16 protein-coding genes are annotated in these 16,512 nt (G+C 63.2%); 4 read left to right on the top strand and 12 right to left on the bottom strand.

The genetic code is table 11. The features are described 5' to 3' along the window. Positions 1-7 precede the first annotated feature (7 nt). The 8 genes from BM060_RS03910 to BM060_RS03940 form a co-directional block, all read right to left on the bottom strand. Complete coding sequence (locus tag BM060_RS03910; protein WP_074977453.1) at positions 8-445, bottom strand: type IV pilin protein; 438 nt, start codon at positions 443-445, stop codon at positions 8-10. Continuing rightward, a complete protein-coding gene (locus BM060_RS03915) occupies positions 445-4,638 on the bottom strand; it encodes a pilus assembly protein (protein WP_074977455.1) in 4,194 nt (1,397 codons plus the stop codon). Before BM060_RS03915 ends, BM060_RS03910 begins: the two co-directional genes overlap by 1 nt. Continuing rightward, positions 4,635-4,985 carry a hypothetical protein gene (locus BM060_RS32255; RefSeq protein ID WP_135499974.1) on the bottom strand — a complete coding sequence of 117 codons (351 nt, stop codon included), beginning with the start codon at positions 4,983-4,985 and terminating at the stop codon, positions 4,635-4,637. The genes BM060_RS03915 and BM060_RS32255 overlap by 4 nt, the downstream gene beginning before the upstream one ends. A gap of 8 nt (positions 4,986-4,993) precedes the next feature. Next, positions 4,994-5,482 (bottom strand): pilus assembly PilX family protein, encoded by a 489-nt coding sequence (locus BM060_RS03920; protein WP_074977457.1) that lies wholly within the window; start codon positions 5,480-5,482, stop codon positions 4,994-4,996. A 7-nt stretch (positions 5,483-5,489) separates the two neighbouring features. Continuing rightward, a complete protein-coding gene (locus BM060_RS03925; RefSeq protein ID WP_074977459.1) occupies positions 5,490-6,284 on the bottom strand; it encodes a PilW family protein in 795 nt (264 codons plus the stop codon). Beyond that, the gene (gene pilV, locus BM060_RS03930; RefSeq protein WP_245323018.1) at positions 6,281-6,826 is read right to left on the bottom strand and encodes a type IV pilus modification protein PilV; all 546 of its coding nucleotides are present in this window, start codon (positions 6,824-6,826) and stop codon (positions 6,281-6,283) included. Before pilV ends, BM060_RS03925 begins: the two co-directional genes overlap by 4 nt. Before the next feature lie 43 nt (positions 6,827-6,869). Further along, positions 6,870-7,391 carry a GspH/FimT family pseudopilin gene (locus tag BM060_RS03935; RefSeq protein WP_074977463.1) on the bottom strand — a complete coding sequence of 174 codons (522 nt, stop codon included), beginning with the start codon at positions 7,389-7,391 and terminating at the stop codon, positions 6,870-6,872. Positions 7,392-7,540: 149 nt separating this feature from the next. Beyond that, positions 7,541-8,053, bottom strand: a complete 513-nt coding sequence (locus BM060_RS03940; RefSeq protein WP_074977465.1) for a GspH/FimT family pseudopilin — start codon at positions 8,051-8,053, stop codon at positions 7,541-7,543. A 178-nt stretch (positions 8,054-8,231) separates the two neighbouring features. On the opposite strand from BM060_RS03940, the gene thiO reads away from it, so the two are divergent. Beyond that, positions 8,232-9,341 (top strand): glycine oxidase ThiO, encoded by a 1,110-nt coding sequence (gene thiO, locus BM060_RS03945; protein WP_074977468.1) that lies wholly within the window; start codon positions 8,232-8,234, stop codon positions 9,339-9,341. A gap of 749 nt (positions 9,342-10,090) precedes the next feature. On the opposite strand, the gene BM060_RS03950 is transcribed toward thiO, so the two are convergent. The 4 genes from BM060_RS03950 to BM060_RS03965 form a co-directional block, all read right to left on the bottom strand. Continuing rightward, positions 10,091-11,428, bottom strand: coding sequence for a sigma-54-dependent transcriptional regulator (locus BM060_RS03950; protein WP_074977470.1), 1,338 nt, complete (start codon positions 11,426-11,428; stop codon positions 10,091-10,093). A gap of 11 nt (positions 11,429-11,439) precedes the next feature. Then, the gene (locus BM060_RS03955; RefSeq protein ID WP_074977471.1) at positions 11,440-13,029 is read right to left on the bottom strand and encodes a sensor histidine kinase; all 1,590 of its coding nucleotides are present in this window, start codon (positions 13,027-13,029) and stop codon (positions 11,440-11,442) included. Further along, on the bottom strand, positions 13,022-13,252 hold the full coding sequence (locus tag BM060_RS03960) for a PP0621 family protein (RefSeq protein WP_074977473.1): 231 nt from the start codon (positions 13,250-13,252) through the stop codon (positions 13,022-13,024). The genes BM060_RS03955 and BM060_RS03960 overlap by 8 nt, the downstream gene beginning before the upstream one ends. A 138-nt stretch (positions 13,253-13,390) precedes the next feature. Continuing rightward, a complete protein-coding gene (locus BM060_RS03965) occupies positions 13,391-14,404 on the bottom strand; it encodes an outer membrane protein assembly factor BamD (RefSeq protein WP_074977475.1) in 1,014 nt (337 codons plus the stop codon). 146 nt (positions 14,405-14,550) lie between these two features. On the opposite strand from BM060_RS03965, the gene rluD reads away from it, so the two are divergent. The 3 genes from rluD to BM060_RS32875 all read left to right on the top strand — a co-directional run bounded on the left by rluD (position 14,551) and on the right by BM060_RS32875 (position 16,500). Beyond that, a complete protein-coding gene (gene rluD / locus BM060_RS03970) occupies positions 14,551-15,510 on the top strand; it encodes a 23S rRNA pseudouridine(1911/1915/1917) synthase RluD (RefSeq protein WP_069861972.1) in 960 nt (319 codons plus the stop codon). Beyond that, a complete protein-coding gene (gene pgeF / locus BM060_RS03975; RefSeq protein WP_074977477.1) occupies positions 15,507-16,235 on the top strand; it encodes a peptidoglycan editing factor PgeF in 729 nt (242 codons plus the stop codon). Before rluD ends, pgeF begins: the two co-directional genes overlap by 4 nt. Positions 16,236-16,335: 100 nt before the next feature. Next, positions 16,336-16,500, top strand: coding sequence for a hypothetical protein (locus BM060_RS32875; RefSeq protein WP_159458809.1), 165 nt, complete (start codon positions 16,336-16,338; stop codon positions 16,498-16,500). Positions 16,501-16,512: the final 12 nt, after the last annotated feature.

Here is a 16,512-nt window from a genome sequence, read left to right on the forward strand (position 1 = left end):
TTTTTGTTTACCAGCAAGTGGCTACCGTTCCGCTACCGCTTTCCGTCTTGATACCGGTGCTGTCGAGCGTCAAGGTGCCGCATTCGCTATCGTTGGCCTGACCTCCGACCGGCGCGGCGCTTAGTACCACGCAACTGGCGAGGGTCTTGTTCGCACAGGCAGCGGTTGTGATGTTGTATTTCCGACTTTCGCTGCCTACAGCCCCATTGGCATCGGTCGAATATCCCAATCCCTTCTCTCCAGTCCCTAGCGATGCTGCATATTCCTGGTTCTGGGAGAAGTAACGTTCCTGGGCCTGCATGACTTCCATCAGCTTGGCTTTCCCGTCCGCGCGTCCGGAGCGCAACACGTACTGCTGATAGCTGGGATAGGCGATAGCGGCGAGGATGCCGACTATCGCCACTACTACCATCACCTCGATCAGGGTGAAGCCCTTTTGTCGCATCAGTTCTCTCTCCAGTAGGTGCCATTCACCGCATTGTTCGTCTTGCAGAACCCGGAACTGGTGAAGGTGCATTTCAGGTCGCCGCCTGCGCCATCAGCCGATGGCTTCTCCGAGCCCACCAGAACCGTGGTGCCATTGTCGCCGAGAATGATGGCCGGGGTAGGCGGAATACCGCCGCGTACCAGGTCGAAGCTGCGGCTCGGTGTTTCCGCGCCGTTCACCGTTTTGGTAAAGACGGCGGAGGCATCCACCAGGTTCATGGCATACAACCGTCCATGTCCGACGTCCGGGCCACAAGTGGTGACTGTCTGGCCGTTGGGGCTGAAGGTGGTGAATAGCACGGCGCCCTGGAAGCTGATCGAGGCCGACAGGACCTTTTCGCCCTGGGGGAAGCGTACGAACCAGCCGCTGCTGGCGTTCAGCAGGTCGGAGTTCACGGTATAGCTGTCACCCGGGCTCAGCTGCTGGTAGAGCGAGTTGATATCGCTGCGCAGGGTCGGAATCTGGGCCAGTGCATTGCTGCGGGCCTTGTTGCGCAGGTAGTCGTAGGCTTCGAATGTCGTCAGCGGCGGGCTGCTGTCCTGCTGCGTGGCTTCCTGCAGTTGCTCGGAAGTCAGCAGATTGCTCGCGGTATCGTACGCACTGTTGGACAGTGCATTCAGCTCGGCTTGCAGTGAAGACGCCTGCCCGGCCAGGGCGAGACGCTGGGTTTCCAGGGTATTGGCCAGTTGCACGAGGCCATTCTGGCTACTCGCCTGGTCGCTCAGGGTGGCAGCTTTGCCTGCCTCGTCCAGGCCGTTCAACGTGGGTACATCGACGCTGGCTGGAATATCCGTGAGCGCCAACTGCGTAGTGATCTGCTGGATGGCAGTGTTCGCAGCGGTGCTGTCGTTGGCTTGTATCGCCAGGTTCAGGTTGTTGATGGCTGTGCTGAGGTCGAGGCCACCGATGGTCATTCGCTGGGTATATGCCGCTGAAGCCTGGTAGTCGGTGCGGGCCTGGTCCAGATCCGTCTGCAGGGCCGCGACGGTTTCCTCCGATGCGCCGCTCGCTTTCGCATCCAGGAGCGCCTGCTCTTTCGCCGTGACGCCGGTAGCGGCATTTTCCAGTGTCTTCTGCACGATCATTACGCCGGCCATCTGCTGCCCCAGTGTCTGGGCGAGCTCCGGAGAGAAGGTGTAGAGCGGTTTCAAGGCGTTCTGCAGTGTCAGCAACTGGTTCTGCAGGGCGCTTTGCTGGGTGGATTCCGGGGCGTGCTCGTTGAGGTAGGGATTCTCCTTGTAGATGGCGTCTATCTGCGCCTGGCGTTGGTTGGCGTCGCTGTTGGCCTGGGTCATCTGGTTGAACTTCTGCGTGTAACCGATGCTGTTCTTGTACGCCTCGAAGTTGCTGTCAGCGGTACTGGTCGCGGTGTTCAACTGGTCGATCAGCCCCAGTTTGGTGTTGATCTGCTGCTGGATCTGCTGGGCCTGTTCGGTCGTCAGGTTGACGCTGGTGACGTCCACCAGGCTCGATTCGGTCAGGGTGGTATAGCTGCTGGGCTGCGTATAGACATTGCTATCGCGCAGGACGTAGAAGCGATCGATGGTGTCTTCGTTGAGCGGATGCTCCCGATATCCGCTACCCAGGGCGATGGTGAAATAGGTCTTGCCGCCGCGTTCACGGATCAGGGATACGTCCGGAGCATTGTAGAAACGGCGGTTGCTTGCCGCAGTCGTGCCCCCAAGGGAGGCAATGCGCCCGCCCGTGGCAAAGCCTGTGGCGCCGGTGTTGCCCGAGTTGATGTCGATGCGGAAGACCTGGCCACGGGTATCGGCCATGAAAATGGTATCGATCAGGCCGTCGCCGGTGATGTCGACCAGCGTGGGGTCGGCCGGGATGCTATTGGTCAGGGTGGATATCTTCAGGTTCGCGGATTCTTCGCTGGTCACGCCAGCGTGCCAGAGCAGCGCACCGGTGTCGGCGTCGACCATGTACAGGGCGTTGCCGATGGTGTCGTCTGCTGGTGTATTGGGCGACTCGGTATCCTGCCGGGTGTCATAGCCGCCGGTGAAGAAGAGCACTTTCTTCACCGAGCCATTGAACTTCACTTTCGCCAGCTTTGGCGTGGACCAGGTCTGGCCAAGTTTTTCGAAGCCTGTCGAAGTGCCTCCCTTGATGATCCACTTCATCTTCGGCGTGATGGTCACCGAGCCAGAGGTTCCGGAAGGGCTGACATCCAGCGCGTAGTAATTGCGCCCGCCGCGCCGCATACCTGCATACAGGGTTGCCTGGCTAACCGTACGCGTCTGGGAAGTCGCGTTGAGGGCGCCATAAGTGATGCTCATGTCGAACTGGCCATCCATCCCGTAGCGCTTGTTGGCAGTGCCCTTGGGGTCGTTCATGTAGAAGTTGAGGTTGGGCAGCAACTCCCTGGGAATGAACGAGAAAATCTCATTGCCGGTGGCTGGGTCCACGGCGTTGATAAAGCCTTCGTTGGTGCCATAGAAGAGCACCAGTTTTTCCGCCGAGGTCGCGGTGGCTGGAGTGGCCTGGGAGTTGGCGACCCTTTGCAGGTCTTCGTCGGTGACGTAGGCGACCAGTTTGGGTTCGTTATGAAGCACGTCAGCCAGCGCGAGGCGAGCAGTGTTGTCGCTGGGGTTGATTCCCCGTCCCCACTTGAGGGTATCGGTCCTGGACTGATCGGTGGCATTGCTGGGCAGGCCCAGCATGGTCTTGGTAATCGCCGTGTTGTCAGGGGACAGGGCGGTCAGTGCGACCGTGCCGCTCGAGCCAGGTGCGCGTGCGTCTTGGTCCGTGTACGTCAGGACATTGCGGGTGGTGGGGGCGGTCAGGCGTCCGGCGGCACCGCCAAGCATCACGTCCTTGCCGTCGGTCACAGTGCTCCAGTAGCTCACCGAAGTGGCGTTGAAGAAGCCCGTGGTGCTATCCACGGCGTTGCGCCCGGCACTGTCCATGACGATCGAGTTGCCCGAGGAGTCCTTGCCGAGCTTGTACTTCTTGACGTTGCCAAACCAGCGGGCGCCTGCTGCCGGACGGAACAGGGCGTAGTAGAGGTCATTGCGGTAGCCGAGGTTGTTATAGGCGCTTACCGAGACGCTGGGGGTGGCGAATGTGGTGTTCTCGGCCAGGATGTCCACCGCGATCGAGCGTAGGGCATCAGCCAGCTCCGAGGTATTGCTAGTAGTGAAGAAGCGGCCGCCGCCCAAGCTGGCGGTATCCTGCAACAAGGTAGTGTCGCTGATATTGCCGAAGCCAATCGTGTAGGTGTTGACTGTTTGCTTGCCTGTCTGGCTCGAACTCATGTCCTGGTTGGCCATGTATTCGGCAAGGCCTGGCAGCCAGCATCCGGAGTTGGAGTTGGAAGTGCCATCATCCGTCGGATATCTTTTGCAGGACTTGTAAACCTGGTTGGACGATGAGACCAGGTTGCTGATGGCGTTATTGCTCCCGGTGTCACTACTCGGGAGCCCGTCTGTCAGCAAAATGATGTTGCTTTTCTGACATGAGTATTGAATTGGAGATATGTATTTTCCTCCACTGCGTGATGAAGAGTCGCTTGACCAGGGATTTTGGAGATCCGCCGTGAATACTCTGTTGCCACGCCTGTCATAGCCGTTGTCCTCAATATACCCACGCGAAGACAGACCCCAGGCTGGAGTACCGCCTGACATATACAGATAGGTCTCGTATAGAGATTCCGATAGCGGGGTTCCGCCGTTCGCATAATAGCTGTTCAACGAGTTCTTGAAAGTGCTGGCAATATTGCCTGCTCGTTGAATTGGAATGTTGATGAAGCCGCCATTGCTGGAGGAGTCAAAGCGCGCCAAGCCTATGTTCACATCATTGCTAGTGGCAAGCTCGTCAACCAAGGAGTTTACGACCTCTTTCACCACCTGAATGCGGGTTTTCTGAGCGCTATTACTGTTCTTGTTACTATCGCTCGTGCACCAGTTTCGAGGAACCTCCTTGCTACCATCGAAGTCGAGCGATTTACAGTTGGTTCCAGGTACTCCATCGAGCATGGAACCGGAAGTATCAATCAAGAACAGAAGATTGGGGCGGATACGCTGATCGGCAGGCAAATCACGAGTTACATAGATTTCTGTATCGTCGGCCATGGCCGACTGCAGGCCACAGAACAGATAGGCGAAGGCAGAGATTCCAACAGCCAGATTGTATTTGCGTTTCATTTTCTGGACTCCGGCTGGCTCAGGAATACCTCTAGGGCATGATCGGGGTCGCGAGGAGAGAAGTTGATCATTCCGCGCCAGTCTATCTTTTGCCCCACTGTCTTCAGTTCGATGGCGGCTCCGTTCAGGTAGAACCTGGTGTTTCTATCGAAAGAGAATCGCCGGCTCTGGCATTCCGGGCAGGGTAGTGCAAGGATGACGCCTGAGGTTCCGCTTGTGCCGGGCGTTGCGTTGATGATCATCTGCGTGTCTTCGAGATGGGCATTGTTTCCTTCCCCCTCGGCGTAGGCCGCGCCAAGAAAGATGAATGTGCAGAAATGGAAGACCAATATAAGTAAGCGTTTCATGCTCTGGCCTATTTAAGGTTGAGGAAGTAGATGCCCTGGGTCTGGTTGGACGAGGCACCGTTGTCCAATTGTGATTTGCTGTTTATTTCATATGCCGAGCATTCGAACTTGCCGATGCTGGCGCCTTCACAAACCCCTCTGTTCATGAAGCGAATGGTATCGGTAGTGATCTTTGCGTTATCGCCGAGAGCCACTGTCAGCGTCTGGGTCTGGCGTCGGTCCGGGAAACCGCTGATCGCATCGGCAGGTCTGTTCTCGGCATCCTGCAGGGCCTTGCGTCCCACTATGCCGGAGTTATAGAGCGCCATTTGCGCCCGTATCTCGCTGTGGGCGTTTTGGTGGGTGATGCCACGGAACTGGATGTTGCTTGCCATCCGCTCTTCCATGCTGGTTAGGCGGGCAGCGGTAATCCCGGCGATGGTCAGTACCGCGAGGAACACCAGCGCCACGATCAGGCCTGCGCCCTTTTCGGCTTCAAGAGAGATGCGCTTGCGCATACGAACCTCAGTAAGTGTTCTTCAATTGGATGGTCGTGCTGAAGATCTGCCTGGCGAGACTGTCGTTCGGCGATAGCGGCGGCGCATCCAGCAGGTAGTAGTTGCGCTGCGGCGGCTTGGGAGTGACGTTGCTCTGCGAGTTGGCCAGGACGGCGACGCGCACGGCTTTCACATCGCTCCAGCGACTGACGCGGTTGGCGGAAACGTAGCGGGTCACACTGTCCGGATTACCGTCGGTGCTGATGCCGTAGAGGATCTGCATCGAGTCGATGCCCGGTACCAGATCCTGGTCCTGAGTCAGCCAGGCGGTTTCGCCCAGGAAATAGGAACTGCAGCTCAGGTTGCCGTTGTGAATGCGGAAGACGTTCACCAACACCTTGTTGGCGTTGGCAGTGGTAACTTCCGTGCCGGCACAGTCCCTGCGTTTGTTCCCGTCGGAGCTGTCCTGTGGTGCTTGGTAAGCAACGGCCAGGGTATCGGAGGCAGTACCGGTCCCGTTGCTGGTGCAAGGGGTATCGTCCGGTCCCGGACAGTTCGGCCCTTGTACGGGCATGGGCTTGGGTAGGAGCGAGCCTGGTTCCAGGTAGCCTCCCAGGCGCACGCTATTGGAAATGAACGTCAGGGCGAAGCGTCCGCTTTCCTGCATGCGCGATGCCGCGTCATTGGTGCTGTAGGTTTGTCGCGCCGAGAGGAAGACCTGGATGACCCCGAGTATCAGCAGCAGGCTGAGTGTCATGGCGATCATGAGTTCGACCAGCGTCAGACCATCCTGTTTATGCCGCCAGAACCTTGCTCTGCTCATCGACGGATCTCCAAAGCACTGCTGAGGACCGACTCCGTGGATTGCTGCTTGGCATCGTCGCCCCTGCTGCGCCAATGGCTGGTCAGCGTCAGGAGATGGCTGCTGTCGGCCTGGACGCTGAGAGTGCTGCCCTGTGACGGGGGAATGAGGAAGTCAGAGCTTGTATAGCGACCGGCAGCTGCTGTGGCGTTGGCTGCATAAGTCGTGGTGGCTGCATATGAGCATTGTGCTTCCCAGCGATCGAAGGCAGCCATTTCGGCGCTGGTGCAGGTAGCCGCATTCACCTTGGCCCCGGAGATGGGGTTGTAATGGTCGGCACACCAGGGCGAAGGCAGGCTGGTACAAGTGGCTGCAGTGGTGTAGTTGGATTCGTTGGAGCCTATGTTGTTGGCTCTCATTCGTTCGGCCAGCTCCTGTAGTACCCAGGTTGCCTGGGAGCGTTGGGCGCTATCGGCGGTTCCCTTGAGTGCATTCAGTTGCAGGGCGGCGACGCCCAGCAGCCCCACGGTGAAAACCAGGAGCGTCACCAGGACCTCGATCATGGTCATACCGTGCTGACGTGTTGATGCCATGCTCGTTGTCTCCTCAGCACGATGTGTCGCGGGTGATGGAGCGGACCGCGGCGCGGCCGACGGCATTGATATCGATGCAGCGCGCATCTGGCACGCTCGAAGAGGCGGAGGCATTGATCTTGAAGGGGGTGGCGCTCAAGCCACTGAGCAAGCTCCCGTCGCGGCGGAAGGTCAGCTTGTTGGCGCTTAACTGGTAGGCGCTGGTGATCTGGATGCCGCTGGTTGCATCGTAGTGCTGGATGACATTGCCATCCTGGCAATTGGCGATCGACGAAGGGCCGACGCACCACCCGCTGCTCCAGCCGTCAGCGCCGCCCGCGGCGGGCAGAACCACGATATTGGCGTTGCGTTTTGCGGCTTCCGCGCGAGCCATGGCGAGGCTGGCCACGAGATCGGTGGTCTGGCCGGAGATCCGTTGTCGAGTGATGAAATCACCCATGGATGGGGCGGCGATGGAGATCAGGATGGCTAATACGGCAATCGTCACCATCAACTCGATCAACGTGAACCCCGCCATTTCCTTGGGGCGCGACATGGCGCATTCCTCCAGTTTGTCTTGAAGGAAATGCTGCCAATTTGTGTGGGAAATGTCCCTTTTTGTTGGATGGCCGATACAAATCGCGCGATGTCCGGTCATGTCCGCTGGTCTTCTGTGACCTCGGTCGCAGAGCGGTTGTGCGCTGGTCAGCGTGGGCAGAGGCTGGCGCTGGGGGCGCTTTCGTTGCGGATGCGGCCGCTGCGGTTGATCACGATCCGGTGGGCTGTGGCGTGCTGGGTACAGATCCTGAAATGGCCGGCGTGGAAGGCGCCGTTGGGGCGGATGGCCTGGCCCTGGGGGCGGTAGTGGATGTAGCTGCGGGAGGTTTCGTCCGGGTATATCTGCACGCCTTCCAGGGGGGGGTGGAGGCGTAGCCGGGGTTCGCCGGATTGCTGCTGGCCGTCGTTGTTGTCGTCGTGGAACAGCGCCCAGCCTTTGGCCCAATCGCCTTCGTGGGCCACGACGCTGACCGGGCGGCCGGTCAGTACCGCGGTTTGCCGGGCATGGCTCAGGGCGCCATGCAGGCTGTGCAGGGCGACAAGGGCGCGATTTGACTGGAGCAGGTTGTTGAAGGCCGGTACGGCCAGGCTGGCGAGCAGCGAGAGCAGGAGAATCGAGAGCAATGCTTCCAGCAGGCTGAATCCGCGATTCTTGGGCATGAGGAGCCGTCCCTGGCTTTGCCTTGCTGCCGCAGTATCTTTCTTCTGGTCCGTTATCTGGGCCTTGGGTGTTGTGCGTCGATTCTGTCGAGAGTGTAGGACGATTCGCTTCGGTGGGGTTGGTATAGTGGCGCGCCGGATGACCGTCCGGTTTCCTGTCGGTTCGAGGTGCAGCGGTATGTCGGATGTTCTGCTTGTCGGTGGTGGCGTTGTCGGGCTGTTGAGTGCCTGGACCCTGGGGCGAGAGGGGCTGCGGGTGACCCTCCTCGAGCGTGGCGAGACCGGGCGCGAGGCCTCCTGGGCCGGCGGCGGCATCGTTTCCCCGCTCTACCCCTGGCGCTACAGCCGGGCGGTGGCGAACCTGGCGCACTGGTCGCAGGACTTCTATCCGGCGCTGGGCCAGCAACTGCTGGAGGACACCGGCGTCGACCCCGAGGTGCACGTCACCGGCCTCTACTGGCTGGACCTGGACGACCAGGCCGAGGCCCTGGCCTGGGCCTGCGCCAACGGCCGGCCGCTACAGGAAGTAGACATTTCGGCGGTCCATGATGCCGTTCCCGCGCTGGGGGCCGGTTTCCAGAAAGCGGTCCACATGCCGGGCGTAGCCAACGTACGCAACCCGCGCCTGGCGCGCTCGCTGCGCGAAGCGTTGCGGCGCATGCCGAACGTCGAGGTGCTTGAGGGTTGCGAGGTCAGTGGCTTCATTCATGAGCAGGGTGCCATTCGCGGGGTGCGTTGTGCCGCCGGCGAACTGCGGGCCGATGCGACCGTGCTGGCGGCCGGCGCCTGGAGCGGCGAACTGCTGGCCAGCCTGGGCCTGGAACTGCCGGTTGTGCCGGTGAAGGGGCAGATGATCCTCTACAAGTGCGCGGCGGATTTCCTCTCCAGCATGGTGCTGGCCAAGGGGCGCTACGCCATTCCCCGACGCGACGGCCATATCTTGGTGGGCAGCACCCTGGAGCACGCCGGGTTCGATAAGACGCCCACGGACGAGGCCCTGGCCAGCCTGCGCGCCTCCGCCGAGGAACTGCTGCCGGCACTCGCCGGGCAGGCGCCGGTGGGGCATTGGGCAGGGCTGCGGCCGGGTTCGCCCGAGGGTATTCCCTTCATCGGGCAGGTGTTGGGGTACGAAGGGCTTTGGCTGAACACCGGGCACTACCGCAACGGCCTGGTGTTGGCGCCGGCGTCCTGCCGGTTGCTGGCGGACCTGATGTTGAAGCGCGAGCCGATCATCGAGGCGCAACCCTATGCGCCGGAAGGGCGGTTGCTGGCGACGCCGTTGGCGTAGAGCGTGTGGGGCTGGTTGTTTAAGTGAGGTGTGTTGGTTTGGTGGCGGAGTATTGGTGAAGTCCGTTGCCCTCACCCCGGCCCTCTCCCGGAGGGAGAGGGGGCTGTTCGGAGTGGCTGGAGAATCCTGAGTCATCCTGAAACGCCTAACCCCACCTCGTCATTCCCGCGAACGCGGGAATCCAGTGGCTGGTGGGTTCGCGAGCAAGCTCGCTCCTACGAAAAGCAAAAGCAAAAGCAAAAGCGCGTTCGCTCTTGCTCTGGCTTTTGGATTTCCAGAGAAACATCCGCGCGCACCGAAACGCCCCTTCAGAAGGCCGAGCGAAACCCGCGCTCAGGAGGTCATGCGACATGGATGTCGCGAGAGCCCCGTGGGCTACAGGGATGTGCCCTCGGGGCGGGCCTCCGTGGCGGGGGAGTTCGCGAGGGTAGCCCGGCTTCATCGGGCCCGTATGTTGGGGCAAGCCTTCTTGGTTACTTCTTTGGCGTTTGAAAGAAGTGACTCGCCCGAGGGGGCGAAACAAGAGACATCCGAACACTCGGAGCGGCGCGTCACACCAAGCCCCTAAGCCTCTGGGTTCCCGCGTTCGCGGGAATGACGGGGTTAAGGGTGGAGCGGAGGACAGGATTCGCGCGCGAAGCCCTAGCCCCACCCCATATGAAAAATGCCGTTTCTCTCATGGAGAGAAACGGCATTCGCTCTTCATTGAATAGCATTACGACCATGCCACGGGGCTCAAGCCCCCATGATCAATCGATACCCAGCTTCTTCAAGCGATAGCGCATCGAACGGAACGTCAGGCCCAACCGCTGGGCCGCGGCGGTACGATTCCAGCGGGTTTCCTCCAGCGCCTGCATGATCAGCTTGCGCTCGATCTCTTCGAGGTAGTCCTCGAGGTTGTCGATCTGCGCCAGGCTGGCCTCGCCGCTTTCATTGCCGCCCGTGGCCTCGGCGAAACGCAGGTCGTTGGGTTGGATGACGTCGTCTTCACACAGGGTGTAGGCGCGCTCGAGCATGTTCTCCAGCTCGCGCACGTTGCCCGGGAAACGGTAGCTCTTGAGCTTCTCCAGGGCCTCGGGGCTGACCTGGGCCGCAGCCAGGCCACTGTCGCTGGCCAGGCGCTTGAGCACGCGCTCGGTGAGCAACGGGATGTCCTCGCGGCGCTCGCGCAGCGGCGGCACGCGCAGTTCGATGACGTTCAGGCGGTAGTAGAGGTCCTGGCGGAAGCGGCCGGCGGCGACTTCCGCGGCCAGGTCCTTGTGGGTGGCGCAGAGCACGCGCACGTCCACCGCCACTTCCTGCTGGCCGCCCACTGCGCGCACGGCCTTTTCCTGGATGGCGCGCAGCAGTTTCACCTGCATCGGCAAGGGCAGGTCGGCCACTTCGTCGAGGAACAGGGTGCCGCCGTTGGCGGCCTGGAACAGGCCCTGCTTGTCTTCCACGGCGCCGGTGAAGCTGCCTTTCTTGTGCCCGAAGAATTCGCTTTCCATCAGCTCGGACGGAATGGCGCCGCAGTTCACCGGGACGAAGGCCACTTCGCTGCGCGGGCCCTGTTCGTGGATCAGCCGGGCCACCAGCTCCTTGCCGCTGCCGGATTCGCCGCTGATGTAGACCGGCGCCTGGCTGCGCGCCAGCTTGGCGATCTGGTTGCGCATCTGCCGCATGGGCGGCGAGTCGCCCAGCAGGCGGTTGTCCACCGGCGCGTCTTCCGCACCCGGCGAGCGCAGGCGCAGGGCCGTGGCCACCAGTTCGCGCAGGCGGCCGAGGTCCACCGGCTTGGTGAGGAAGTCGAAGGCGCCAGCCTTGAGCGCGTTGACCGCGGTGTCCAGGCTGCCGAAGGCGGTGATCATGGCCACCGGCACCTGCGGGTGGCGCTGCTGGATGTGCTGCACCAGGTCCATGCCGGTGCCGTCGGGCAGGCGCATGTCGGTCAGGCACAGGTCGAAGGGCTCGCGGGCCAGGTATTCCTTGGCCTCCTTGACGTTGCGGGCGCTGCGGGTGTCCAGCTTCATGCGGCCGAGGGTGATCTCCAGCAGCTCGCGGATATCCGGTTCGTCGTCGACGATCAGGGCTTTTTGCCGGCTCATGCTCTTTTCTGTCAGCTCTGCTTGCGCGGGTGGGCGAAGGTGATGCGGAAGCCGCCACCGCCTTCGTCGCGGTTCTTGAAGTCGATGCGGGCCTGGTTGCTTTCGCACAGCTCGCGGGAAATGTACAGGCCCAGCCCGGTGCCCTTGCTCTCGGTGGTGAAGAAGGGCTCGAACAGCTTGCCCAACTGCTCCGGGGCGATGCCGGGGCCGTCGTCGAGCACCTCCAGCACCGGCAGGTCGCTGTCCCGGTCGCGGAACAGGTTCAACCACACCTGGCCGCTGCCGTTCTGCCGGGCACTGTACCGTAACCCATTCTGCACCAGGTTACCCAGCACCTGGGTGAGTTGGCTGGGGTCCATGCGCGTCTGGATCTCGCCACCGCCCATTTGCAGGTGGATCTGCTGGTCACCGCGCAGGCCTTCGCGCTGCTCGTCGGTGAAGCGCTGCAACCACTCCTTGAGGTCCAGCTGCTGCGGCTCGGCCTGGCGTCGCCGCGACAGTTGCAGGACGTTCTCGATCACCAGGTTCATGCGCCGCGACTGGTCCTGGATGATCTGCGTCAGGCGCCGGTCGGGGGCGTCGAGCGCGTCCGATTCCTGCAGCAGTTGCGCGGCGTGGCTGATGGCGCCCAGCGGGTTGCGGATCTCGTGGGCGATGCCGGCGGTGAGCCGGCCCAGGGCCGCCAGCTTGAGCTGCTGGGCCTGCTGGGCGATCTGCGAGATGTCTTCGAGGAATACCAGGGTGTGCTGTTCCTCGCCGCGGCGCAGCGGGATGAAGCTCGGCTGCAGCATGGGGCCGCCTTCGGGCGCCTGCAGGCTCGGCGGGCGTAGCGAGGGGTTCTGTACCCACTGCTGCAGGCTTTCGAGCAGTTCCGGGCAACGTTCGGTGGCGAGCTTGCCCACCAGCTCCGGCTGGGCCAGCAGGCTCAGGGCGCTCTGGTTGGCCAGCAGCACGTAGTGCCGGCTGTCCAGCACCAGGATGCCGGTGCGCATGCGCTGCAGGATGAGGGCGTTGAGCTCTTCGAGGTTGGCCACGGTGGTGGCGCGTTCCTCGGCCAGGTGCTCGGTGAGTTGCTGGCGTCGCGCCAGGCCCTGCAGCAGCAGGGCGGCGGCGAAGCTCAGGGCGCCGAGGCTGCCGGCCTGCACGTAGTGGTTGATCGCCGCGGGCTGGCTGAGGCTGAGGTAGAAGGTCAGGTAGATCATGCCGATCGCGGCGACGGCGGCGATCAGCAGGCCGATGCGCCCGCGCAGCAGGATGTTGGCGATGCCCACCGCCACCACCAGCAGATTGCCGATGCCGCTGGGCACGCCGCCGGCGGCGTAGAACAGGCCGCACAGCGCGAGGATGTCGAACAGCGCCAGGAGGAAGATCGGCAGCAGCTGGCGCGGCGTCGGCATCAGCACGGCGATCAGGATGTTGACGATCAGGTAGCTCCAGCAACTGGCATGGAACAGCGTGGACTGGCTGACGTTGAGCACCCGGTCGTCCAGGTCGCTGGAGATCAGCAGCACCAGCAGCAGGCCGATGCTCAGACGGTACAGGTGGTACAGGCGGAGGATGCGCTGCCCCTGCTGGCCACTGATGGGGATGGCCTTAGCCATGCCGCTGGCTGTCCTGCTGCAGGTGGGCCTGGCTGCAGTACCAGCGCTGCTCGTGCGGCAGCGCGTTGGCGCGCGGCACGTGCACGCCGCACTGGGCGCAGCGGACCATGGGCTCGGCCGGGTCGTCCGGCGGTGCTTGGGGCGGGCGTTGCGGGCGGGTAGCCTTGCGCCACAGCCACCAGATCAGGGCGATGAGGAGGATCCAGAACAGCAGGCGGACCATGGCGTTCCCTTTTTTCTCGAAGAGCCGCAGTTTATCCGAGCCACCACGGCGTACAAGTCGCGCTGTCCGCTACTGTGCGGAAGATTCGCGCGGGCATGAAAAAGGGAGGCCGGAGCCTCCCTCTGCATGGCGGGTCGATCAGTCGACCAGGCCGAAGGTCAGGTAGTGCCACCAGGAGTGGCTCTTCTTGCCGCTGGTGTCGGGCTTCTCGGTTTCCTCGTCCTGGTGCTCCGGCTGCAGCTCGCGCGGGATCTGCTGGCGCGCGTCCTCGTACTGGCGCATCACGTCCTTGCTCGCCTGGGTTTCCATCTGCGGCGGCGCGGTGTTGGAGTCGATCAGGCCGAGGGTGGCCTTGGCCAGCCAGGAGCGGCTGCTGTCGTCGTCCTCGCGGGGTACGAACTGGCCGTCCTTCAGGCTGGGGTTGTCCGGGTAGTTGAGCTTGAGGGTCTGCAGGCTGCTGTCGGCCAGGTCGTTCAGGCCCAGGCGCTGGTAGGCCTCGGTCATGATCGCCAGGCCATCGCCGACGGCCGGGGTCTCCTGGAAGTTCTCCACCACGTAGCGGCCACGGTTGGCGGCGGCCACGTAGGCCTTGCGCTTGAGGTAGTAGTGGCCGACGTGCACTTCGTAGGCCGCCAGCAGGTTGCGCAGGTAGACCATGCGTGCCTTGGCGTCCGGGGCGTAGCGGCTGTTGGGGAAGCGGCTGGTGAGCTGGGCGAACTCGTTGAAGGAGTCGCGCGCCGCGCCCGGGTCGCGCTTGGTCAGGTCCAGCGGCAGGAAGCGCGCCATCAGGCCGCGGTCCTGGTCGAAGGAGGCCAGGCCCTTCATATAGTAGGCGTAGTCGACGTTCGGGTGCTGCGGGTGCAGACGGATGAAGCGCTCTGCCGCCGAACGCGCGGCTTCCGGCTCGGCGTTCTTGTAGTTGGCGTAGATCAGCTCCAGCTGCGCCTGTTCGGCGTAGCGGCCGAACGGGTAGCGTGACTCCAGCGCCTTCAGCTTGTTGATGGCGTTGGTGTAGCTGTTGTTGCCGAGGTCTTCCTGCGCCTGCTGGTACAGCTGGCTCTCGCTCAGGTTCTCGTCGACCTTGTCGCCCTTGGACGAGCAGGCGGAGACCAAGACGAGGGTGGCGATCAGCAGCAGGTGTTTCACTTGCATGGCGGCTTGCGTCCCTGGACGGTCGGCTGTCGCGGCCGCATCCGTCTGTTATGATTGGCGCCCCAGGCGAACCCCTGGGACAAAGGCCCCGTATTTAACCACAGCGTGCCGCCCACCAAAAGGTGGCGCGCCCACTGCGTCCCATCATGTCCGATCTCATCCAACTGGCGGCAGAAGTGCCGTTCGACCTGGGAGGCCAACGCCTCGACCAGGTCGCCGCACAACTCTTCCCCGAACACTCCCGCTCGCGCCTGGCCGGCTGGATCAAGGACGGCCACCTGACCGTCGACGGCGCCGTGCTGCGCCCGAAGGACGTCGTCCACGCCGGCTCGCGCCTGGCGCTGGAGGTGCAACTGGAGGCCCAGGGCGAGTGGAAGGCCCAGGACATCGAGCTGGACATCGTCTACGAGGACGAGCACATCCTGGTGATCGACAAGCCCGCGGGGCTGGTGGTCCACCCGGCCGCCGGGCACCAGGACGGCACCCTGCTCAACGCCCTGCTGCACCACGTGCCGCACCTGGCCAACGTGCCGCGCGCCGGCATCGTGCACCGCCTGGACAAGGACACCACCGGCCTGATGGTGGTGGCCAAGACCCTCGAAGCCCACACCAACCTGGTCGCCCAGTTGCAGGCGCGCTCGGTGAGCCGTATCTACGAGGCCATCGTGGTCGGGGTGATAGTCGCCGGCGGCAAGATCGACGCGCCCATCAGCCGCCACGGCGTGATGCGCCAGAAGATGGCGGTGGTGTCCACCGGCAAGCAGGCGATCAGCCATTACCGGGTGCTGGAGCGCTTCCGCTCGCACACCCACACCCGGGTGAAGCTGGAGACCGGCCGCACCCACCAGATCCGCGTACATATGTCGCACATCGGCTTCCCGCTGGTGGGCGACCCGGTCTACGGCGGGCGCTTCCGCATTCCGCCGGGAGCCAGCCCGACGCTGGTCGAGTCGCTGCGCGACTTCCCGCGCCAGGCGCTGCACGCGCGCTTCCTCGAACTGGACCACCCGGCCACCGGCGTGCGCATGAAGTGGGAGTCGCCGCTGCCTGACGACTTCACCTGGCTGCTCAGCCTGCTGCGCCAGGACAACGAGTCCTTCGTATGACCTCGCCCTGGCTCATCCCCGACTGGCCGGCGCCGGCCAACGTGCGCGCCTGCGTCAGCACCCGCGCCGGCGGGGTGAGCCAGGCGCCGTTCGACAGCTTCAACCTCGGTGACCACGTCGGCGACGAGCCGGCCGCGGTGGCCGAGAACCGCCGCCGCCTGGAACAGGCCCAGGGTTGCCGGCCGGCCTGGTTGAGCCAGGTGCACGGCATCGAGGTGGTGGAAGCCGATCCTTCCCGCGTCGCCACTGCCGACGCCAACTGGAGCGCCACGCCGGGCATCGCCTGCGCGGTGCTCACCGCCGATTGCCTGCCGGCGCTGTTCTGCGACCGCGCCGGCACCCGTGTTGCAGCGGCCCATGCCGGCTGGCGCGGGCTGGCCGGCGGCGTGCTGGAAGCCACGTTGGACAGGCTGGCGGTGCCGGCTGACGAGGTGCTGGTCTGGCTCGGCCCGGCCATCGGCCCGCAGGCCTTCGAGGTCGGCCCGGAAGTCCGTGAAGCCTTCCTCGCCGACCACGCCGAGGCCGAGGCGGCCTTCGTGCCCAGCATGAATGCCGGCCGCTACATGGCCGACATCTACCAGCTCGCACGTATCCGCCTGGCCGCGCGGGGTGTGACCGCCGTCTACGGTGGGGGGCTGTGCACCTTCAGCGACACCGAGCGCTTCTATTCCTACCGCCGCAACCCGCGCACCGGGCGCCAGGCCAGCCTGGTCTGGCTGGCCTGACTCTGTAGCTCCCGATCTTCGTAGGAGCGAGCTTGCTCGCGAACAGGTTCCGCAGCCCCGTAGGATGGGTTGAGCCTGCGAAACCCATGCGGTCGTGGTGATGGGTATCGCTTCGCTCAACCCATCCTACGAAGAGCGCCTCGGCGCAGTCGGCAACACCCTTCCCCTGCATTCGGATGCCTATGCCGTGGTGGCCTTGCGCCGGCACGAACTGACCGGCGTCATGGCGATTTGGCTTGAAGCGGCCAAAATCGTCCTTATCTAACTGGCATCCCGG

This window comes from Pseudomonas citronellolis, from assembly GCF_900112375.1.
In the GTDB taxonomy this organism is placed as follows: domain Bacteria; phylum Pseudomonadota; class Gammaproteobacteria; order Pseudomonadales; family Pseudomonadaceae; genus Pseudomonas; species Pseudomonas citronellolis.